We start from the raw sequence: 22429 nt of genomic DNA on the forward strand, positions 1-22429 counted from the left end.
CTATGGCGCTGAAGGATGCATTCGGCCTGACTTACTCGGGCGCGACCGAAGCCGGGTTTTCATCCTACGCCCGCGCCGTGCATGAGCTGCAATGCTTCATCGGCGATCCGGTCGGATCCGCCGATCGCGCGATCGCCGAGGATCCCGGCTTCGTCATGGCGCATGTGTTCAAGGGCTACCTCTTCGGCCTCGCCACCGAGCGCGAGGCAACGCTCGTGGCCAGGGCATGCCACGAGGCGGCCTTGCCGCTCGCCGCCACGGCGCGCGAGCGGGCGCATGTCGCGGCCCTCGGCCATCTTGCCTGGGGGCGCTGGCATGAGGCCTCCCGCATCCTCGAGGATGTCGCCATCGACCATCCGCTCGATCTCGTGGCGCTGTTGACCGGGCATCAGATTGATTTCTTCACCGGCAATGCCCGCATGCTGCGCGACCGCATCGGCCGCGCCCTACCGACCTGGCGAAGCGACATGCCCGGCTATCATGCGGTCCTCGGCATGCAGGCTTTCGGGCTCGAGGAGATGGGCGATTATGCCCGCGCCGAACGGCTTGGCCGCACGGCTGTCGAGATCGAGCCGCGCGACGGCTGGGCGCAGCACGCCGTCGCCCATGTCATGGAGATGCAGAGCCGGCAAAAAGACGGCATTGCCTGGATGCGCGCCAATCCCGACGCCTGGACCAGGGAAAGCTTCCTCAAGGTGCACAATTGGTGGCATCTGGCGCTGTTCCACTACGACCTCGGCGAGGTCGCCGAGGTGCTGGCGCTCTATGACGGCCCGATCTATGGCGAGGCATCGACGATGGCGCTCAACATGGTCGATGCCTCGGCAATCCTGTGGCGGCTGCGCCTCGGCGGCGTCGATGTCGGCGGCCGCTGGACGGCTCTGGCCGACAACTGGCACAAGGCCGGCGGCGGCAACTATGCCTTCAACGACGCGCATGCGATGATGGCCTTTGTCGGCGCCGGGCTGGAGGCGCCGGCGAAGACGCTGCTCGAAGCGCAGCGTGAGGCGATGCGCGGAAGTGACGACAACGCCGCCTTCACGCGCGATGTCGGCCATCCGCTGACGCTTGCGATCAAGGCCTTCGGCGAGGGCCGCTATGACGAGGCCGTGCGGTTGATCCGGCCGATCCGCTCGATCGCGCACCGCTTCGGCGGCTCCCATGCGCAACGCGACGTGATCGACCTGACGCTGATCGAAGCCTCATTGCGCGCCGGCGATACGGCACTGGCGCGGGCGTTGACCGCCGAACGGCAGCTGGCGCGGCCGGACAGCCCGTTGTCGGCGCTGTTCTCGCGGCGCGCTTCCGATTTGTCTGAGAATTGACCCGCAGCGGATCTTGTCCTAAGAACTGGCCAAGCCAGATTTTTTCGAGATCCGAAAAAATTAATGGCATTGGGAGGAAATCATGTATCTCGGCCTCGACCTGGGCACTTCGGGCGTCAAGGCGCTGCTGATCGATGATGGTCAGAAGGTCATCGGTTCCGGCCATGGTTCGCTAGAGGTCTCGCGGCCGCATCCGGGCTGGTCGGAGCAGGACCCCGCGCATTGGATCGAGGCTTGCGAGACGGCGATTTCCGAGCTCAAGGCCTCACACCCGAAGGAGCTCGCAGCGGTCGAGGGCATCGGCCTTTCCGGCCAGATGCATGGCGCCACCCTGCTCGATGCCTCGGACAATGTGCTGCGTCCCTGCATCCTGTGGAATGACACCCGCAGCCATGTCGAGGCGGCGGCGCTCGATGCCGATCCGCGCTTCCGCAAGCTCACAGGCAACATCGTTTTCCCTGGCTTCACCGCGCCGAAGCTTGCCTGGGTGAAGAACAACGAGCCGGCAATCTTTGCCAGGGTAGCCAAGGTGCTGTTGCCCAAGGATTATCTGCGGCTCTGGCTGACCGGCGAGCATATTTCGGAAATGTCGGATTCGGCCGGTACTTCCTGGCTTGATGTCGGCAAGCGGCGCTGGGCGCCCGAATTGCTCGCGGCGACATCGCTCGACGAGAAGCATATGCCGTCGCTGGTCGAAGGCACGGCCAAGGCCGGCGCCTTGCGCGGCGAGCTCGCCTCGAAATGGGGCGTCGCGGACGGGATTCCGGTTGCCGGCGGCGCCGGCGACAATGCGGCTTCGGCCTGCGGCATGGGCACGGTCGGCGCCGGACATGCTTTCGTGTCGCTCGGCACGTCAGGCGTGCTGTTTGCCGCCAACGCCTCCTATCTGCCGAACCCGGAAAGCGCGGTGCACACCTTCTGCCATGCGCTGCCCAACACCTGGCACCAGATGGGCGTCATCCTGTCGGCCACCGATTCGCTCAACTGGCTTTCGGAGATCACTGGAAAGGGCGCCGGCGACCTCACCCGCGAGCTCGGCGATGCGCTCAAGGCGCCGACGGGCGTCACCTTCCTGCCCTATCTGTCGGGAGAGCGGACGCCGCATAATGATTCCGCAATTCGCGGCTCCTTCACCGGTCTCGGGCACGAATCCAGCCGGGCTGTTCTGACTCAGGCCGTACTCGAAGGCGTCGCCTTCGCCTTCCGCGACAGTCTCGAAGCGTTGAAGACGGCCGGCACGACGCTGACAAGGGTCACCGCGATCGGCGGCGGCTCGCGTTCGCGCTATTGGCTGAAGGCGATCGCCACCGCGCTGCAGGTGCCGGTCGATATTCCCGCCGACGGCGATTTCGGCGCGGCGTTTGGTGCGGCAAGGCTGGGGTTGATCGCCGCGACGGGAGCTGATCCGCTGGCGGTGTGCACGGCGCCGGCGACGGATGCGACGATCGAGCCGGATATCGGCTTGGGCGGCGCCTTCGCAGACGCTTATCAGCGCTATCGCGAACTTTATCCGGCGATAAGGGCTGTAACTGCGTGAGCAGGCGCGAGGCCCCCCTCTCTGCCCTGCCGGGCATCTCCCCCTCAAGGGGGGAGATTGGCAGTTCGGGCGCTGGCTCTTTTCTTTCGGCGTTGGTGGTTAGCGAAGGTCCGCGTGACGATCAGTCTCCCCGCTTGAGGGGGGTGAGGAGTGGTCCGCGCAGCGGACGGAAAGCCAATTGCTTGGCTTTCCGAACGACGAACGCCCGGAGCGATAGCGAAGGGCCGGAGCCGGCAGGCCAGAGAGGGGGGCCTCGCGCCCAACCTAACAGCAGAATCTCACTGCGCCGGCACCTTATCCAGAAATCCCGTAACGCTCTTCAGGCGGCCGTTCTCGATGACGCCGATATCGGTGCCCTCGATGACGGACTCCGCGCCTTCCGGCCCAAGGTTCCACGAGAAGCGGATTTTGTCGGCGAAACCGTCCGGCTCACCCTTCAGCGAGAAGCGGAAGCCGGCGAAGCGCTGCTGCACGCCGCCGATCAATGCCGCGACGCCGTCATGGCCGTCGCCCTGCATGACCGGGTCGCGATAGCTGACGTCCGGGGTGAAGGCCGCTTCGAGCAGCGCCTTGCGGCGGGTCGCATCGCTCTCGTTCCAGGCACTGATGTAGTTGCGGGCGATCGTGTTGAGGTCGGTCATGGTGATGCTCCTTCGTTGGACCGTTTCGACGTGACTTTTTTGGCGCCCCACAGAAGCGAAACCAATTACGCCTGAGGTAATCGGGCGAATGCACCCGGAGAGGAAGGAAACCATGAGCAGCGGATTTTTCGGCGACATCAAGAAGATCAAATATGAGGGACCGGATTCGACCAATCCGCTGGCCTATCGGTTTTACAATCCGGACGAGGTGGTTGCCGGAAAGCGGCTGGAAGACCATCTGCGCTTCGCCGTCGCCTATTGGCATTCCTTCGCCTGGCCGGGCGGCGACCCGTTCGGCGGCCAGACCTTCGACCGGCCCTGGTTCGCCAAGCCGGGCGGCATCGACACGATGGAACTGGCCAAGCTCAAGGCCGATGTCGCCTTCGAGATGTTCTCGCTGCTGGGAGTGCCCTATTTCTGCTTCCACGACGCAGATGTTCGACCCGAAGGCAAGGATTTCTCCGAGAGTGCGGCGCGCCTCGACGAGATCACCGACTATTTCGCCGACAAAATGAAAAAGACAGGGGTCAAGCTGCTCTGGGGCACGGCGAACCTGTTCTCGCATCGCCGCTTCATGTCGGGCGCCGCCACCAATCCGGACCCGGATGTGTTTGCCTATGCGGCGGCGACGGTGAAGAAATGCATTGACGTCACCAAGAAGCTGAAGGGCGAGAACTACGTGCTGTGGGGCGGGCGCGAGGGCTATGAGACCCTGCTCAACACCGACCTCGCCCGCGAGCAGGAGCAGGCCGGCCGCTTCCTCAACCTCGTCGTCGATTACAAGCACAAGATCGGCTTCAAGGGCACGATCCTGATCGAGCCGAAGCCGCAGGAGCCGACCAAGCATCAGTACGATTACGATGTCGCGACCGTCTACGGCTTCCTCAAGCGCTTCGGGCTGGAGAAGGAGGTCAAGCTCAACATCGAGCAGGGCCACGCGATCCTGGCCGGCCATTCCTTCGAGCACGAGCTGGCTCTGGCCAATGCGCTGGGCGTCTTCGGTTCGATCGACATGAACCGCAACGACTACCAGTCCGGCTGGGATACCGACCAGTTCCCCAACAATGTGCCGGAAATGGCGTTGGCCTATTACCAGGTGCTGCAGGGTGGCGGCTTCAAGACCGGCGGAACCAATTTCGACGCCAAGCTCCGGCGCCAGTCGCTCGACCCGGACGACCTTCTGATCGGCCATATCGGCGGCATGGATGCCTGCGCGCGCGGCCTGAAGGCGGCGGCGAAGATGATCGAGGACAAGGCGCTGTCGGCCCCGCTCGCCGAACGCTATGCTGGCTGGAACACAGCCGAAGGCAAGGCGATGCTTTCGGGCAAGCGCACGCTGGAGGAAATCGCCGAACGCGTGGTGAAGAAGAAGATCGAGCCGCAGCCGCGCTCCGGCCGGCAGGAACTGCTCGAAAACATCGTCAACCGCTACGTCTGAAATCCGATCGGTGCACGAAATCTGCCGCGAGCGGCCAACAAGCCGCCGCGGCATTTTCTTATCGAGAGCGCAAAAGCGCGCCGGGAATCGCGTTGCCGCGATTTGCAAGCGGCTGACAAAACTTTGCCCCGCGCTGCCCTTCAATGACCTCGTTCTTGCCTTCAAACAGCCGTCACGGATTTCGTATAAACATGGCTTCAGTGGCGGGAAGGAACGAAGGAGGCGAAACACATGCAGCACGAGCACGAAATCGACGCCCTGCTCTCGCCCAGCGAAGCCGCATCGATCATCGACCGGCTGATGGCGCTGCCGCATTCGAAGGACGGCGGCCGCCAGGCAAATGAATGGGATCGCGCGGTCGCAGCGCGGTTGGAAACGGCGCTGGCCAAGAGCATGCGCTCACGCATTGACGGCGAAGGCCGCGACGCGGCCTGATTCTCTCGTAAATTCTTCCGCAGTTTGACGAACGGAGACTGTTTCTCCATCCTGCATCGATGATACGCGCGGTGCTGCTCGATCTTCTGGGTGTCGTCTACGATGGCGACACCCCGACAACCGGTGCCGCCGACTCCATTCAGCGTCTGCGCAACGCCGGCCTGCCGCTCCGCTTCGTCAGCAACACGACTCGCTCGCCCCGCGACAAGATCATTGCGCAGCTTGCGGCCATGGGCATTAACGTTGCGGACGAAGAGTTGCTGACGCCGGCGCGCGCCGCGGTCGAATGGCTGCGCAATCACGACCGCCAGCCGCATCTGCTCGTCCATCCCGACCTCGAAGCCGAGTTTTCCGGCCTGCAGGGCGGGAACAGGCGTGCTGTCGTCGTCGGCGATGCCGGCGAGGGCTTCAACTATGCGAACCTGAACCGGGCATTCCGCGAACTGCTTGCCGGCGCCGATTTTGTGGCGCTTGCCGTCAATCGTACGTTCAAGGATGCCGACGGCCAGCTCAGTCTCGATACCGGCGCCTTCGTCACGGCGCTCGAATTCGCGAGCGGTCGAAGCCCCGTGGTGGTGGGCAAGCCCTCGCCCGATTTTTTCCTGTCTGCGCTTGCCGGTTTGAACTGCCCTGCAGATGACGCTGTCATGGTCGGCGACGATGCGGAAAGCGACGTCGCAGGCGCGCTTCGCGTCGGGCTCGGCGAGGCGTTGCTCGTGCGGACCGGCAAATACCGTCCGGGCGATGAAACCCGCTTCGACCCGGCACCGACGGCGCTGGTCGACGATCTCGCGGCGGCAGCTGAGTGGATACTCAACCGCGCCGCAGCCTGACCGGCGCTTCGCCGAAAGCCCTGGAAAACGCCCTGGAAAATGCCGCCGCCGAGGAAAAGCCCGTCCGCCCGGCAATGTCGGCCATGGCAATGCGCGTGTCGACCACCAGGCGGCGGGCGGCGCTGAGGCGCAGCCTCAGATAATAAGCGCCCGGCGTCTCGCCGATCGATTTGCGGAAGATGCTTTCCAGCGTCCGCGCCGTGACGCCGGCGCGTTTGGCCACGGCGTCGATGGTGAGCGGCTGGTCGACATGCGCTTCCATCAGCCGGATCGCCTGGGCGAGCCGCGGGTCGTAGCCGTCGAGCCGGCCGAGCGAGACCAACGGCTGCGCGTCGGTCGCGGCGCGCGCCTGATCATAGATGAAGACGCTGGCGACATCGAGCGCCGCGGCCATGCCGAGCCTGGTGCGGACCAGATGCAGCATCAGGTCGAAGGTCGGCGAGGCGCCGCCGGAGGTGAAGACCGGCCCGTCGATGACATAGCGGTCCGGCCGCACGTCGACGCCCGGGAAGGCGGCGGAGAAATCCTCCATATCCTCCCAGTGCGTGGTGGCGCTGCGGCCTTCGAGCAGGCCGGCGCGCGCCACCAGCCAGGTGCCAGCCTCGACGCCGCCGCAGGCGCGGGCCGCGCGCGCGGCGCGGCGCAGACCGGCGAGCAGCGCCGAGGTGGCATAATTCTGCGTGCCGAAGCCGGCGACGACGACCAGCATGTCGGTCGGCTCGGCGGCGTCAAAGCGGCCGCTGACCGCAACCGGCAGGCCGCAGGTGGTGACCGGCGCCTCGCCGGTGACCGAGACCAGCTTGAAATCGAACAAGGTCTCGCCGGAGATGCGGTTGGCGGCGCGCAACGGGTCGACAGCCGAAGCGACGCACATGATCGACGAGCCCGAGAACACGAGGAACGTTACCTTGAGGGTTTCGCGCTCGGGACGAAAGATGGTCGGCTTTTCGCTTTTGATCATGAGTGCTTCGTAAAACGCAAAACAGTTTCCGGCAAGTCGGTCATTCTGTGTCCATCCCGTGCACCGCCCAACAGGCTTCCGCTCTTGGCGGCATGCATGGCCGATCGACCCTGGGAGGATAGACGATGCCGCTTGCGATGAACCGTGAGGTTTTCATTACCTGTGCCGTGACCGGCTCCGGCGGCACGCAGGACCGCTCTCCGCATGTGCCGCGCTCGCCCAAGCAGATCGCCGATTCGGCGATCGACGCGGCCAAGGCGGGCGCCGCGATCGTCCACTGCCATGTGCGCGACCCCGAGACAGGCAAACCCAGGCGCGACGTGCATCTCTACCGCGAAGTGACCGAGCGCATCCGCGAGGCCAATGTCGACGTGGTGCTCAACCTCACCGCCGGCATGGGCGGCGACATGGTGTTCGGCTCGCCGGAAGCGCCGCTGCCGCTCAACGAGAAGGGCACCGACATGGGCGGCGCCACCAACCGCATGGAGCATGTGCGCCAGTGCCTGCCGGAGATCTGCACGCTGGATTGCGGCACGATGAACTTCGCCGAGGCCGACTATGTCATGACCAACACGCCCGGCATGCTGCGCGCCATGGGCGGCATGATGACGGCGCTGGGCGTGAAGCCCGAGATCGAGGCCTTCGACACCGGACATCTGTGGTTCGCCAAGCAGCTGGTCGAGGAAAAGGTCCTCAACGCCGACGCGCTGGTGCAGCTCTGCATGGGCGTGCCGTGGGGCGCGCCGGACGACCTCAACACCTTCATGGCGATGGTCAACAACGTGCCCTCGACCTGGAACTGGTCGGCCTTCTCGATCGGCCGCAATCAGATGGCCTATGCCGCGGCAGCGGTGCTTGCCGGCGGCAATGTCCGCGTCGGCCTGGAAGACAATCTCTGGCTCGACAAGGGCGTGCTGGCCACCAACGCGCAGCTGGTCGAGCGCGCCGCCAGCATCGTCACCAATCTCGGCGCCCGTATCCTCGGGCCTGAGGAAGTGCGCAAGAAGCTCAATCTCACCAAACGGGCACCTTTAGCTGCCGCAGCTTGAGCGGGAGCTGAAAATGGCCACCGTCAAATTCACAGCGATGAAGGACGGCGACAGGGAAGACTACGAATTCCTGACCGCCCACGAGATCGACTATGCCGCCAAGACCGGCGACCGGCTGCTCGATGCGCTGGTGCAGCTCGACGAGGGACTTTCCGGCTACAAGATCACCCGGCTCGGCCATTCGCTGCAGGCGGCGACGCGCGCCTGGCAGGACGGCGCCGATCCGGACTGGATCGTCTCGGCGCTACTGCACGACATCGGCGACATCTACGCGCTCTACAACCACGACGAATATGCGGCTGCGATCCTAAAACCGTTCGTGCGCGAGCAATGCACCTGGGTGGTGGAAAAGCACGGCGATTTCCAGCGCCTCTACTACGCGCATCACCTGGGCGGCAATCGCCACGCACGTGACCGCTTCGCCGGGCATGCCTATTTCGACGATTGCGACCAGTTCTGCGAGCGCTGGGACCAGTCGAGCTTCGACCCCGACTACGAGACGCTGCCGGTCGAGTTCTTCCGGCCCTTCGTGCTCGAAGTGTTTGCCCGCAAGGCCTACGACCCGGCGGTGATCCGCGCCGGCGAGCGCGTCGCCCTCACCAACCCCGATACAGCCAAGACAAGAACCGGAGCCTGACCATGAGCATCATCAACAAGGCAGCCGCCATCGGTGGCGGTGTCATCGGCGCCGGCTGGGTGGCGCGGCTTCTGCTCAACGGCATCGACGTGTCGATCTTCGATCCGGATCCGGAAGCGTCGCGCAAGGTCGGCGAAGTGATGAAGGGCGCGCGCCGCGCCTATAAGCAGATGCTGCCCGGCGGCCTGCCCAAGGAAGGCAAGCTCACCTTCGCCAAGACCATCGCCGAAGCGGTCGCCGATGCCGACTTCATCCAGGAAAGCGTGCCGGAGCGCCTCGACCTCAAGCACAAGGTGCTGGCCGAGATCGACGCGCATGCGCCGGCCAATGCCATCGTCGGCTCCTCAACGTCCGGCATCAAGCCCACCGACATGCAGGTGGCGATGAAGAAGCACCCGGAGCGGCTGGTCGTCGGCCATCCGTTCAACCCGGTCTATCTTCTGCCGCTGGTCGAGATCGTCGGCGGCCAGCAGACTTTCCCGGAAGCCATCGAGGTCGCCAAGGAGATCTATGCCTCGATCGGCATGAAGCCGGTGGTGGTACGCAAGGAGATCGAGGCCTTTGTCGGCGACCGACTGCTCGAGGCCGCCTGGCGCGAGGCGCTGTGGCTGGTCAAGGACGGCATCTGCACCGTCGAGGAACTCGACGACATCATGCGCTATTCCTTCGGCCTGCGCTGGGCGCAGATGGGCATGTTCCAGGTCTACCGCGTCGCCGGCGGTGAGGCGGGCATGCGCCACTTCATGGCCCAGTTCGGACCCTGCCTGAAATGGCCCTGGACCAAGCTGATGGACGTGCCGGAATTCAACGACGAGCTGGTCGACCTGATCGCCACGCAGTCGGACGAGCAGGCGCACGGGCTTTCGATCCGCGAGCTGGAGAAAATCCGCGACGACAATCTGGTCGCGATCATGGAAGCGCTGTCGAGGCAGAACAAGGGCAAGGGCTGGGGCGCCGGCGCGCTGCACAAGGATTATACCAGGCAGCTCGCCAAGCTGGCGGCGAAGAAGGCTTCCGCCAAGGTTACGGCTAAAGCAGAAGCGGCCAAGCCGGTGAAGAAGGCCGCGAAGCCGGCAAAGGCTGCGAAACCGGCCAAGGCGGTGAAGGTCGAGAAGCCGAAGAAGAAGAGCGGCAAGAAGAAGGGCTGAGGCGATGCATTTCGGTCTTTCGGAAGAGCAGAAACTCATCGTCGAGACGACGCGGGCCTTCGTCGAGAATGAGCTTTACCCGCATGAGCGCGAGGTGGAACGCACCGGCGAGCTGCGCCGCGAGCTGATCGACGAGCTTAAAGCCAAGGCAATCGCGGCCGGGCTCTACGCCGCCAACATGCCGGCCGATGTCGGCGGCGCCGGGCTCGATACGGTGAGCTGGCTGCTCTACGAGAAGGAGCTTGGCCGCGCCAATTACGCGCTGCACTGGACCTGCGTGGCGCGTCCGTCCAACATCCTGCTCGCCGGCACGCCGGAGCAGCGCGAGAAATATCTCTTCCCCTGCATCCGCGGCGAGAAGTGGGACTGCCTGGCGATGACCGAGCCGGGCGCCGGCTCTGACCTGCGCGGCATGAAGGCGACCGCCGTTCAGGACGGCTCGGACTGGGTGCTCAATGGCACTAAGCATTTCATCTCACACGCAGACATCGCCGACTTCGCGATCGTGTTCATGGCCTCGGGCCAGGAGGATTCGCCGCGCGGCAAGCGCAAGAAGATCACCGCCTTCTTCGTCGACAAGGGCACCAAGGGTTTCACGGTGCGCGACGGCTACCGCAATGTCTCACATCGCGGCTACACCAATTCGATCCTGGAATTCGACGACTGCCGGCTGCCGGCTTCCCAGGTGCTCGGCGAAGTGCACAAGGGTTTTGACGTCGCGAACTCCTGGCTCGGCGCCACGCGGCTGCAGGTCGGAGCAACCTGTCTCGGCCGTGCCGAGCGGGCCCTCGGCCACGCCATAGAATATGCCGCGCAGCGCCAGCAGTTCGGCCAACAGATCGGCAAGTTCCAGGGCGTTTCCTTCAAGCTCGCCGACATGGCGACGGAGCTGAAGGCCGCCGATTTGATGGTGTTCGAAGCCGGCTGGAAGTACGATCAGGGCACGGTCACCGACCAGGACATGGCGATGGCCAAGCTGAAGGCCACCGAAATGCTCGCCTTCGTCGCCGACGAAGCCATCCAGGTCCATGGCGGCATGGGGCTGATGGACGACCTGCCGCTGGAGCGCATCTGGCGCGACGCGCGCGTCGAGCGCATCTGGGAAGGCACGTCGGAGATTCAGCGACATATTATTTCGCGGGCGCTGCTGCGTCCGTTCGGAGCTTAGAGCATGATGGTCCAAAGCCGGGATCCGGCTTTGGACGGGATCATGCTCAAACGAAAAGATGACCATGCATAAACTTGAACGTCTCCTGCGCCCGAAATCGATCGCCGTGTTCGGCGGGGCGCAGGCCGCCGCCGTCGTGGCGCAATCGATCAAGATGGGCTTTGCCGGCGAAATCTGGCCGGTGCATCCGACCAAGGACGAGGTCGCCGGCCGCAAGGCGTACCGCTCCGTCGCCGACCTGCCTGGAGCGCCGGACGCCGCCTTTGTCGGCGTCAACCGGCATCTCACCATCGAGGTGATCAAGGCGCTGGCCGAGCGCGGCGCCGGCGGCGCCGTCTGCTTCGCGGCGGGCTTCCTCGAGACCGAGGCCTATGACGAGGACGGCGAGCGGCTGCAAGCGGAGCTCGTCGCCGCCGCGGGCCAGATGCCGATCATCGGGCCGAACTGCTACGGCCTGATCAACTATGCCGACGGCGCGCTGTTGTGGCCCGACCAGCATGGCGGCATCCGGCTGCCGGAGGGCGGCAAGGGTGTCGCCATCATCACCCAATCGTCCAACATCGCCATCAACATGACGATGCAAAAGCGCGGCCTGCCGATCGCCTTCCTGATGACAGCGGGCAACCAGGCGCAGACGGGGCTCTCCGAAATGGCGCTCGGCCTGATCGAGGACGAGCGCGTCACCTCGCTCGGCATGCATATCGAAGCCTTCGACTCGGTAGCCGGCTTCGAGAGGCTGGCGGCACGGGCGCGCGAATTGAAGAAGCCGATCATCGCCATGAAGGTCGGCCGCTCCGAACAGGCAAGGCAGGCGACGGTGTCGCACACCGCCTCGCTCGCCGGCTCCGACGCCGCCTCCGGCGCTTTCCTGAAGCGGCTCGGCATTGCACGCGTCGATTCCATCCCCGCCTTCATCGAGGCGCTGAAGCTCTTGCACATCACCGGTCCGCTGCCGGGCTATAAGCTGTCCTCGATGAGCTGCTCGGGCGGCGAAGCCTCCGTGATGGCTGACAGCGCCGAGGGTCGCTGGGTGCATTTTCCGGCCCTGACGGCCGAACACCGCGCCCATGTGAAATCGACACTCGGACCGCTGGTCGCGGTCGCCAACCCGCTCGACTACCACACCTTCATCTGGAACAACGAGCCGGCGATGACGGCCACCTTCACCGCCATGGTGTCGGGCGGTTTCGACCTCAACATGCTGGTGCTCGACTTCCCGCGCCCGGACCGTTGCTCGGACATCGACTGGTGGACGACGCTGCGCGCCTTCGAGGCCGCATTGAAGACCAACAAGGCGCAGGGCGCGATCGTCTCCTCGCTGCCGGAAAACCTGCCGGAGGAATACACCGCCGGCCTGATGGCGCGCGGCATGGTGCCTTTGTTCGGCATCTCGGAAGCCATGGACGCCGCCCAGGCCGCCGCCTTCATCGGCTGGGCCTGGCACGAGCCGCAGGCGCAGCCAGTGGACACCACGGCGGCAGGAGCATCCGAAGCCAAGCGCGTGACGCCGGACGAGGCCGATGCCAAGGAAAGGCTGATCAAGGCCGGACTGCCGGTGCCGAAAGGCGAGCGCGCCTCGAATGCGGTCGAGGCGGTGATCTCCTCCATGACGCTCGGCTTCCCGGTCGCTCTCAAGGCGCTTGGCGTGACGCACAAGTCGGAAGTCGGCGCTGTCAGGCTGAACCTCAAGGATGCCGAATCCGTCAGCGCCGCCGCGCATGATCTTCTGCCGCTCGGCACGGGTCTCTATGCCGAGCGCATGGTGCGCGACGGCGTCGCCGAGCTGATCGTCGGCTTCACCCGCGACCCGATGTTCGGCGTGGTGATGACGCTCGGCACCGGCGGCGTGCTGGTGGAGCTGCTGCGCGACAGCGTGACGCTCATGCTGCCGGCGACGCGCGACGATATCGAGGCGGCGCTGCGTGGGCTGAGGCTCTATCCTCTCCTGGAAGGCTATCGCGGCCGGCCGAAGGCCGACGTCAACGCCGCCATCGACGCCATCGCCGGCATTGCCGACTTCGTCCAAAAGAACGAAGGCGAGATCGAGGAACTCGACATCAACCCGCTGATCGTCTGCGCCGAAGGCAAGGGCGCATGGATCGCGGACGCCCTGCTGGTGCTTGGAGAAAAGAAGAATGGCTGACGTCATCACCACCCGCCGCGAAGGTGCGATCCTCGAAGTCACGCTCGACCGGCCGAAGGCCAACGCCATCGACCTCAAGACATCGCGGCTGATGGGGGAGACCTTCAAGGCGTTCCGCGACGATCCGGAGCTGCGCGTCGCCATCGTCAAAACGGCGGGCGACAAGTTCTTCAGCGCCGGCTGGGACCTGAAGGCCGCCGCCGCAGGCGATGCGGTCGACGGCGACTATGGCGTCGGCGGCTTCGCCGGCCTGCAGGAACTGCGCGACCTCAACAAGCCGGTGATCGCCTGCGTCAACGGCATGGCGGTGGGCGGCGGCTTCGAACTGGCGCTGTCCTGCGACCTCATCTACGCCTCGGACCATTCCTCCTTCGCGCTGCCGGAGATCCGCGCCGGGACGTTGGCCGACGCCGCGACGATCAAGCTGCCAAAGCGCATTCCCTACCATATCGCCATGGACCTCCTGTTCACCGGCCGCTGGATGGATGTCGCCGAAGCGCATCGCTGGGGCCTGGTCAACGAGGTGCTGCCCAAGGAGAGGCTCGAGGAGCGCGTCTGGGAGATCGCAAGGCTTTTGGCCAGCGGTCCGCCGCTGGTCTTCGCCTCGATCAAGGAGACGGCGCGGGTGGCCGAGGCGCTGACCTTCCAGGACGCCATGAACAAGGTGACAAGGAGGCAGCTGCCGACGGTCGATATCCTCTACGGGTCGGAAGACAATATGGAAGGCTTCCGGGCGTTCGCGGAAAAGCGTGATCCGGTGTGGAAGGGCAAGTGATTCTACGGAGATGACGGCGCCAAGCCCCCCTCTCTGCCCTGCCGGGCATCTCCCCCTCAAGGGGGGAGATTGGCAGTTTCGGGCCCAGCGCTCCTCTTGCGACGCAGAAGATTGGCGAAAGCCTTCGCGACATCCGATCTCCCCCCTTGAGGGGGAGATGTCCGGCAGGACAGAGAGGGGGGCCTGGGCGTCATCATCTGAAGTTGGTCGTCTCACATGACCGACTACAAAACCCTCATCGATGCCGAGACCTGGGCCTTCATCGAGAAGACCAACTCCTACTACCCGCCGGATACGATCGACTACACGATCACCCAGCAGCGCGCGATCTACGACCGGATGTGCCGCGAGTTCTTTGCCGGCTATCCGCAAGGCGTGACGGCGGAGACGACTGTCGTTGCCGCACCAACCAACAGTATTTCGATCCGCATCTACCGCAACGCCGTTCCGAACGGAGCCGCGATGGTGCTCTACCTGCATGGCGGCGGCTTCATCCTTGGCGGGCTGGACAGCCATGACGATGTCTGCGCCGAGCTGTGCGCCCGCACCGGCTTCGAGGTGGTGTCGCTCGACTACCGGCTGGCGCCGGAGCATCTGCACCCGGCGGCCTTCGACGACGCCATGGACGCCTTCGAATGGGCCGCCAAAACCTATGACTGCTCGGTCCTGCTCTGCGGCGACAGCGCCGGCGGCAATCTTTGCGCGGCCGTCGCCCACGCCACGCGCGGCCATGACAAGAAGCCGGCCGGCCAAGTGCTGATCTATCCCGGCCTCGGCGGCGACCATTCGAAGGGCTCCTACGTCACGCATGCCGAGGCGCCGATGCTGACCGTGCGCGACCTCGACTTCTACAAGCATGTCCGCACCGGCGGCGTCGACATGACCGGCGACATCACCCTCTACCCGCTCGCCGACGCCGATTTCGCGAACCTGCCTCCGACGGTGCTGATCAGCGCCCAATGCGATCCGCTGTCGTCCGACGGCGAAGCCTATCGCGACCGCATCGTCGCGGCCGGCGGACGCGCCTTCTGGTTCGAGGAGCCCGGCCTTGTGCACGGTTATCTCCGAGCCAGGCACATGGTGGGCCGGGCGCGAACCAGCTTCACTCGCATCGTCGAGGCGGTTTCGGCGCTCGGCCACGGCGACTGGATCTGGTGACACCACAGGGCGTTTTCCGCTCCGCTATCCTCCGATGAACCTTTCCCCGCCGGCCCGCGACTGATGGTCCAGGCGCCGCGATGGCGCGGCCCGGAAAGGAAAGCCGCCATGACCAGAAACCCAGGGACTTCGCGGTCTCCGGGAACAACGGGAGTCCAGCGCGATCACCGCCTTCGGGATGGGGCTGACGCGCTGGGCTTCCGGCTGATTCCGTTGACCCTGCGGAAGAGCCGTCGTATCGTCGCAAGGAGGAAGGCAGACAATTCGATCGGGGAAGAACGTGCTGCAACGCCGCGCCTTGCCCTGGTTGGCGCGGCAAGAATGGACGTTTCTCCCAGCGGCTTCGGGGGGAGTTCAATGTCTGGCGTTCGCGGCTCGTTCCTGCGTTCTCACGGCGGCCGTTTGCGCCGCGCAATCGCGACAAGCAGCGGAATTCTTGGCCTGGCGCTGTCCGCCGGCCTGTGCATCGGCGGCGCGGCGCAGGCACAGGAAACCCAGATCATCTATCCCGGCTCGATGGCGGTCACCGGCTTTCCGGGAACCATCATTCCCGATTTCGATCAGGGTCTGCCGCCCGGCGTCGACCCGGTCGACGAGACCTTCATCGATACGTCCCGCGCATCCTTGCGCATTTTCGACGTTACGCATCTCGGCGGGCCGGCCTCCGGCCAGCTTGTCTTCACGCCGCCGCCCTTCGAAGTGACGGCTGGGCAGATCGGCGAGGTGTTCGGCCTCACCTATGACGACGGCGTGCGCGACGGCGTGCCGTCGGGCGTACCCAACCTCTATGCGGCCGCGACCTCGCTGCATGGCATCGAGATCGTCACGCCAGACGCCGACAATGACGGCAGGCCGGAACGGCAGCGCCGCGGCGCCGCCGGCGCGGTCTTCATGGACGGCCAGTTCGGCACCGAGAATGGCGGCGGCCCGGGCACGATCTGGAAGATCGATGGCATCACGGGTGCTGTCTCGAAATTCGCCGACATCGACACCAACAGCGGGCCGGGCATCGGCAACCTCGCCTTCGATCCGGCCCATCGCGAGTTCTTCGCTTCGGATCTCGACACGGGGCTCATTCACCGCGTCGATATCGAGGGCAATCTGATCGACAGCTTCGACCATGGCGTTGCCGGACGCCCGGCGCATGGGCTCAGCCCCGTCGCCGACGACGGCGCCGTGATGGACATCCAGGCTGCCGCTTTCGATAGCGAAGACCCCGAAACGTGGGGCTACACGCAGGATGCGCGCCGCGTCTGGGCAGTCGCCTATCATGGCGGCCGGCTCTACTATTCCGTCGGCGAGAAGGCCGAAATCTGGTCGGTCGGCATTGCGAGCGACGGCAGCTTTGCCGGCGATCCGCGTTGGGAGCTCACGGTCAAGGCGGAGCAGGACTATGCCGTCACCGACATCGCCTTCGACAACAAGGGCTTCATGTATCTCGCCCAGCGCGGTCCGGTCGAGAACCGCTACGATTACAGCCGCTTCGCCTCCTCCGGCAAAGGCGAGCTGATCCGCTACTGGCGCGAGGACCCGGACGATCCGGCGACGGAATCGGCCTGGGTCGAGGTTCCACAGGAATATGCGGTCGGCTTCCCAGAAGGTAACCGCCAGTCGGCGGGCGGCGTCGACCTGCAATATCGCTACGATGCCGAGGGCAATCTCGACACGTCCGTCTGCACCGACACCGTCGTCAACACCGGCGACAAATTGCGCGACAATCCGGAGCTCGCCGAGCGGCTTGCCGCCGGCGGACCGCTTGCCGTGCATGGCGTGCAGTTGACGCCGAGCGCGCTGGTCAAGCCGGCCAACGTGCCGCCTTTCGGCTCCTGGTTCGTCGACTTCGACGGCTATTTCGAGGACCCGGACGTGCAAGGCCATGTCGGCGACGTCAGGGTCTGGCGCCCCTGCGAGGGCCGCGCCGGTTACTACGAGGAAATCCCCGGCGGCTATCTGCCTCCGTTCTATCCGCCCGACTTCCCGCCGCCCGGCAACCTGCCGCCCTGCGTCGATGTCGAGGACGTGCACTACTACTGCACGCCGCGCGGGCTGCGGGCCGAACTCACTCTCCATGACCATGCCGGCTTTGGCGGCGATTCGATCAAGGCGCAGTCCAGGACGCCCGGCGTCGGGGTGACCACCCCCATGTCGCATGTCCCGGGCAAGCCCTACACAATCGACATCACCGGCCATGATCCGGGCGACACCGTCAATGTCGGGCTCTGCTTCTACCGCAAGTCCGACCAGGACAAGGGTGGCTACTACCCTTGCTGCAAGATGACGCTGCCGCTCAGAACGCCAGCCGTCGACTGCGAAGCGCCGAGGAGGGAAAGATGAGCGATCTCGTCCATTCCCGCTTCGCCCCACGCAAAACCGTCATGGAGACGATCATGAAACCCCTGTCATATGCCAGGCGCGGCGCGCGCTGGCTGATGGCGGCCGGTATCGCGGTCGCCATGACGCCGGCTCTGCCGGCGCTCGCCCAGGACCAGGCTCCGGCCGCGACCAGCCAGGCCGCCAATCCAGCGTCACGCGGCATCAACGCGGAACTCGCGCGGATCGTGCCCTTCTTCACCAAGAAAGGCGGCCAGAGAAGCTGCGATACGGTCGAATATGTCCTGAGCTTCGGCATCCACGGCGACCCGCAGGACTTCGACCGGCCGAGCGTGGCGGCCTTGCTCAAAGCGACAAGGCTCGATTTCAGGGACCAGCTGCCGCACGGCCTGCAGATCGTCAGCGTCGATGTCGCGGGCGACGGCACCAGCGCCTCCGGCGGACCGCTGCCGACTGCTTCAATCAGCACGTCGGCCGGCCCGAACGACACGGCGAGCGTTTCCAACTTCCGCATCAGCGCTGCCAACCTCGATGGCGCGGGTGCTGCGAACGAGCGCGTCATCACCTTCCGCATCACCGCCAAGATAGACCATGCGACCTTTCCCGTGCCGGTGACGGTCGACAACCAGGGAGAGATCAAGGTCTCGTTGCGGGGCGGGCCGGCAACGACCATCCCCTCGCAGGATCCGGACAAGCCCGACGACGGCGATTTCCTCACCGGCGTGAAAACCTCGATCAGGATCGACCTGACCAAATGCAACCCGCCGCCTCCGCCTCCAAGCAAGGAATGCTTCAAGGTCGAGCACGGCACTGTCGATTGCGTGCCCGGCGGCGGCGCCTTCATCTACCATATGCCGGTCGGACCCGAGATGGGCGGCAAATGGGTGCAGGTGTCGACGACCACTGCCGGCATCACCATCGTTCCCGACATGCAGAAGGTGCCGGTCGGCGGTGGCGTGCTGAACTGGAAGATCATCGGCGCCTCGCCCGGCGAGGCCATCCACCTCATCGTCACCGGCATCGAGACCTATGCCGGGCCGAAGGAGGGTTGGGGGCTCTGCTGCACGCAGGTCATCGACATCGTCATCCCGCGTGATCTGAGATGCCCGCCGAAGGACAAGGAGCCGGACCTCAAGGTCGAGAAACATGCCGACGTGCCGCGTTGCACGATGGCCGGCGGCTGCGACTTCACCATCACCGTCACCAATGTCGGCGACGCGCCCTATAACGGCAAGATCGTGCTCGACGAGGTGACGTTGCCGGCAGGCTCCGTGCTGACCTCCGGGCCGAATGCGCCGTGGGTCTGCGTGCCCGGCACGACGCCGATGACCTGCACCCATCCGGCAACGACGCTCAACCCCGGCGCCTCGGTCAACCTCAAGCTCGGCTTCAAGCCGGCGGGCGCCTGGCAGGGCGGCGCCCTGCGCAACTGCGCCACCTACGACTACCAGGCCAGCGGCAAGCCGCTGTTCGGCAGCCAGCAGAACGACCGCGGCTGCGCCTCGATCCCGATCTGCCGCCGTGGCGATCGCGATCCGCAGTGCAATCCGCCGGTCGAGAAGAAGGTCGATCTTATCCTGAAGAAGCGCGCCCGCGCCCCGGTCTGCACGTCGGACGGCGTCTGCTACTTCGTCATCGACATCCTCAACAACGGCACAGGCACCTATAACGGGCCGCTGACGGTGATCGATACCTATCCGGGCGGCGCGCCGACCTCATCGACCTTCGGGCCGAGCCCGCCATGGGCTTGCGGACCGAATGGGCCTGGACAGTTCCGCTGCGACCATGCCGGCATCTCGCTGCCTCCGGGCGCCTCGACGCCGATCGTCGTCAAGGCCGTGATGCCGGCAAACCACCGGCCGGACACGGTCGAGAACTGTGCCGAGGTGAAAGGCATTCCCGGCGAGGTCGACCTTGCCAACAACAAGGCCTGCGCGACCGAGCGCATCCGTCATCCGAATGGCGGCCAGCCCGGCCTGCGCATCAGCAAGACCTGCGACGGTTCGCTGGCCGGTGCCGCGGCTGTTTCCTGCCGCATCACCGTCACCAATGCCGGCACTGCCGCCCCGACTGGCCCGGTTCGGGTCAGCGATGCCGCCATGCTGGCGTCGGGCGGAGCGCCCGTCCAGATCCAGACCGTCGCCCCTGACGGCGCGGAGTGGAGCTGCGGTCCGGTGCCCGCAAACTCGCTGTCGTGCCAGATTCCCGGCGCCGTCATGGCGCCCGGAACCAGCCGGCACTTCGACGTGACGGTGAGCGGCAATGGCGCGTTCGAGAACTGCGCGCGCGGCAGCTTCGGGCCGGCGCCGGGCGACGACATCGTCTATCCGATCGGCCAGGCTTGCGCGAAGGGCGGCGGCGCCTCCACCATCCGTGTCGAGAAGACCGGCGATGCCGAGTGTCAGCCGGGGCAACCCTGCGCGTTCGAGATCACCATCACGAATGACGGGCCGAACCCCTTCTCCGGTCCGGTCCGCATCGGCGATGCGATCGGCGTGGAAGGTCTCGGCCGGCTGGAAGGCGTTCAGATCACCTCGATCGACCCGCCTTTCGGCTGCGCGCCGGAACCGACGTCGCTGCCGGCGTCCTGCATCGCTGACCTGACGCTGGGCGCTGGCGAAAGCCACAGCCACCACGTCACCGTGATCCTTCCCGAGGATGGGCGTCTTGCCGCTCTGCAGGGCACGGTCAGCGGGCAGAACTGCGTCGGCGTGCTTCCTCCGAACACGCCCGTGCAGGGCGGTGGCGACGTGCTGTCTCGCGACCTGACTAACGTCCAGGGCGATCGCGCCAAGGCTTATGCGTGCCATCCCTTCACCATCCGGCACGAGGTGAGGAACCAGTGCTCGTTCGGGCTGGTCATGAACGCGGCCGGCCGTTGCGTCTGCCCGGGGGGCACCACCTTCCGCAACGGGCAATGTTCGGCTGGTGGGGGCACGTCCGGCGGCGGCACCAAGCTCCTGCCGCTGCCGCCACCGCCGCGCTGCATCCTGCTGCAGGGCCAGATCCGAACCGAGGATGGACGCTGTGTCTGCCCGCGCGGCACGGAGCTGAAAAACGGCAAGTGCGTTCAGGCCGAAGAGCCCCAGGAGCCGCAATGCGCGCTGCGTCCCGGCCAGTACCGCGACCAGGACGGCAATTGCGTGTGCCGCCGCGGCGAGCTGGTGAACGGCGTGTGCCAGGTCGCCCCGCCGAAATGCACGATCCCTGGCGCGGTGCCGACATCGAACGGCTGCGCCTGCCCGGACGGCACGCATCTCGACCGCATTGCCAAGGCTTGCGTGCCTGACAGGCAGCCGCCTGCCCAGTGCCGTATCCGCGGCCAGTCCCGCAACGCCGATGGCGATTGTGTCTGCCCGAGCGGCACCGAGGTGCGTGACGGCGCCTGCCGGCCGATCGTGTCGAAGCAGTGCCCGATCCGCGGCCAGGTACGCGACGCCAACGGCAATTGCGCCTGCCCGGACGGCCTGGAAGTGCGCGGCAAGGCCTGCCAGCGGCCGAAGCCGAGCCAGGAGCAGTGCACCATCCGCGGCCAGGTCCACAACAAGCGGGGTGACTGCGTCTGCCCGCGCGGGACCGAAATCCGCAATGGCGCCTGCCGCAAGCCGCAGGTGGAATGCGCGCCGGGCGCGGAGTTCATCGACGGACAGTGCCAGCCGGTCTTCACCCGGCGGCGCTGCCCGGTCGGCACGACCGGGCGGTACCCGGACTGCACGCCGATCCGCAGGCGGCCGGATATCGAGATCAACCCCGGCATCCTGCTCAATCCGAACGTGCTGCAGCAACTGGTGCCGCAGCGCCAGCCGCGGCGGATCATTCAGGACCCGAGCGGCGCCAACATCCAGAACTTCAAGCCGTGATTCTTGTCGGCTGAAGACGAAAACCCGCCGGAGCGATCCGGCGGGTTTTTCTTGTCCACTTGGCCGCAAAATGCTCTAAAGCGCGTCGCGTTGAACCGGATTCATGCGACGCGCTTTAGGTCTTTGTTTTTATGCATGTCGTCTTCCCAAAACCGAGGTCACTTTTGGGCGACATGCATTAGGCAGTCCTGACATTCGCGTCTGCAACAAAAGCGAGCCCGACCCATGAGCAAAAAAACCCTGATCGCGCCTTCGGTGCTGGCATCGGATTTTTCGAAGCTGGGCGATGAGGTCGAGGCTGTCGTGGCGGCCGGCGCCGACTGGATCCATCTCGACGTTATGGACGGCCATTTCGTGCCCAACATCACCTTCGGCCCGCCGGTGATCAAGGCGATCCGCAACCGCACCAAGGCCTTCTTCGACTGCCATCTGATGATCGCGCCGGCCGATCCATATCTGGCAGCCTTCGCCGAGGCCGGCTGCGACGGCATGACGGTGCACGCCGAGGCAGGGCCGCATCTCGACCGCTCGCTGCAGACCATCAAGAGCCTCGGCAAGAAAGCCGGCGTTTCGCTGAACCCGGCGACGCCGGAGACGGCGATCGAATATGTGCTCGACCGGCTCGACCTGATCCTGATCATGACCGTCAATCCGGGTTTCGGCGGGCAGGCCTTCATCCCGTCGATCGTCGACAAGGTGAAGCGGGTGAAGGCGTTGATCGGAAGCCGTCCGATCCACATCGAGATCGACGGCGGCGTCTCGGCCGAGACGGCGCCACTGGTGACCGCGGCCGGCGCCAATGTGCTGGTGGCGGGCGCCGCTGTCTTCAAGGGCGGCAGCGTCGAAGCCTATAGGGCAAATATCGAAGCCATTCGCGCGGCTGCCGACAAGGCCACTAGCTAAATATATACAACCGTCCCGCCTCCCGCGAGAGTTGCAAGGCCGCAGCGCTCATTGAACGACTGTTCAGTATATGTTGCGGCGCAGCAA

General features: G+C 65.5%; 17 protein-coding genes. 15 read left to right on the top strand and 2 right to left on the bottom strand.

Annotated elements, in window-relative coordinates; translation table 11 throughout:
• The first annotated feature begins 2 nt into the window (after window positions 1-2).
• Together EN852_RS26555 and xylB are read left to right on the top strand one after the other, a co-directional pair.
• Window positions 3-1325 (top strand): tetratricopeptide repeat protein, encoded by a 1323-nt coding sequence (locus EN852_RS26555; protein WP_127878575.1) that lies wholly within the window; start codon window positions 3-5, stop codon window positions 1323-1325.
• An 82-nt stretch (window positions 1326-1407) separates the two neighbouring features.
• The gene (gene xylB / locus EN852_RS26560; RefSeq protein ID WP_127878577.1) at window positions 1408-2862 is read left to right on the top strand and encodes a xylulokinase; all 1455 of its coding nucleotides are present in this window, start codon (window positions 1408-1410) and stop codon (window positions 2860-2862) included.
• A 278-nt stretch (window positions 2863-3140) separates the two neighbouring features.
• On the opposite strand, the gene EN852_RS26565 is transcribed toward xylB, so the two are convergent.
• Window positions 3141-3503 (bottom strand): nuclear transport factor 2 family protein, encoded by a 363-nt coding sequence (locus EN852_RS26565; RefSeq protein WP_127878579.1) that lies wholly within the window; start codon window positions 3501-3503, stop codon window positions 3141-3143.
• 112 nt (window positions 3504-3615) lie between these two features.
• Between EN852_RS26565 and xylA the strand changes: the two genes are divergently transcribed.
• The 3 genes from xylA (at window position 3616) to EN852_RS26580 (ending at window position 6209) form a co-directional block, all read left to right on the top strand.
• A complete protein-coding gene (xylA, locus tag EN852_RS26570) occupies window positions 3616-4941 on the top strand; it encodes a xylose isomerase (protein ID WP_127878581.1) in 1326 nt (441 codons plus the stop codon).
• 231 nt (window positions 4942-5172) lie between these two features.
• Entirely contained in the window at window positions 5173-5376 is a 204-nt protein-coding gene (locus EN852_RS26575; protein WP_127866663.1) for a hypothetical protein, read from the top strand.
• Window positions 5377-5447: 71 nt separating this feature from the next.
• Complete coding sequence (locus EN852_RS26580; RefSeq protein WP_348643474.1) at window positions 5448-6209, top strand: TIGR01458 family HAD-type hydrolase; 762 nt, start codon at window positions 5448-5450, stop codon at window positions 6207-6209.
• Here EN852_RS26580 and EN852_RS26585 read toward each other — a convergent pair.
• A complete protein-coding gene (locus EN852_RS26585; protein ID WP_112128372.1) occupies window positions 6190-7170 on the bottom strand; it encodes a GlxA family transcriptional regulator in 981 nt (326 codons plus the stop codon). The genes EN852_RS26580 and EN852_RS26585 overlap by 20 nt on opposite strands.
• A 125-nt stretch (window positions 7171-7295) precedes the next feature.
• Here EN852_RS26585 and EN852_RS26590 point away from each other — a divergent pair, with 125 nt between their 5' ends.
• From EN852_RS26590 to rpe, 10 genes are all read left to right on the top strand, one after another.
• Window positions 7296-8219, top strand: coding sequence for a 3-keto-5-aminohexanoate cleavage protein (locus EN852_RS26590; protein ID WP_126079941.1), 924 nt, complete (start codon window positions 7296-7298; stop codon window positions 8217-8219).
• A 13-nt stretch (window positions 8220-8232) separates the two neighbouring features.
• Window positions 8233-8856 (top strand): inositol oxygenase family protein, encoded by a 624-nt coding sequence (locus EN852_RS26595; RefSeq protein WP_127878585.1) that lies wholly within the window; start codon window positions 8233-8235, stop codon window positions 8854-8856.
• Between the two features lie 2 nt (window positions 8857-8858).
• On the top strand, window positions 8859-10004 hold the full coding sequence (locus EN852_RS26600) for a carnitine 3-dehydrogenase (protein ID WP_127878587.1): 1146 nt from the start codon (window positions 8859-8861) through the stop codon (window positions 10002-10004).
• 4 nt (window positions 10005-10008) lie between these two features.
• Window positions 10009-11172 (top strand): acyl-CoA dehydrogenase, encoded by a 1164-nt coding sequence (locus tag EN852_RS26605; RefSeq protein ID WP_127878589.1) that lies wholly within the window; start codon window positions 10009-10011, stop codon window positions 11170-11172.
• A gap of 64 nt (window positions 11173-11236) precedes the next feature.
• Complete coding sequence (locus EN852_RS26610) at window positions 11237-13315, top strand: acetate--CoA ligase family protein (RefSeq protein ID WP_127866836.1); 2079 nt, start codon at window positions 11237-11239, stop codon at window positions 13313-13315.
• A complete protein-coding gene (locus EN852_RS26615) occupies window positions 13308-14090 on the top strand; it encodes a carnitinyl-CoA dehydratase (protein ID WP_127878591.1) in 783 nt (260 codons plus the stop codon). The genes EN852_RS26610 and EN852_RS26615 overlap by 8 nt, the downstream gene beginning before the upstream one ends.
• Before the next feature lie 216 nt (window positions 14091-14306).
• A complete protein-coding gene (locus EN852_RS26625) occupies window positions 14307-15248 on the top strand; it encodes an alpha/beta hydrolase (protein ID WP_127878593.1) in 942 nt (313 codons plus the stop codon).
• Window positions 15249-15605: 357 nt separating this feature from the next.
• Window positions 15606-17582, top strand: a complete 1977-nt coding sequence (locus tag EN852_RS26630; RefSeq protein ID WP_127878595.1) for a hypothetical protein — start codon at window positions 15606-15608, stop codon at window positions 17580-17582.
• Window positions 17579-21439 (top strand): DUF11 domain-containing protein, encoded by a 3861-nt coding sequence (locus tag EN852_RS26635; RefSeq protein WP_127878597.1) that lies wholly within the window; start codon window positions 17579-17581, stop codon window positions 21437-21439. The genes EN852_RS26630 and EN852_RS26635 overlap by 4 nt, the downstream gene beginning before the upstream one ends.
• Before the next feature lie 225 nt (window positions 21440-21664).
• Entirely contained in the window at window positions 21665-22342 is a 678-nt protein-coding gene (rpe, locus tag EN852_RS26640) for a ribulose-phosphate 3-epimerase (protein WP_127878511.1), read from the top strand.
• Window positions 22343-22429 lie beyond the last annotated feature (87 nt).

This window comes from Mesorhizobium sp. M2E.F.Ca.ET.209.01.1.1, assembly GCF_004010375.2.
Classification (GTDB): Bacteria; Pseudomonadota; Alphaproteobacteria; order Rhizobiales; family Rhizobiaceae; genus Mesorhizobium.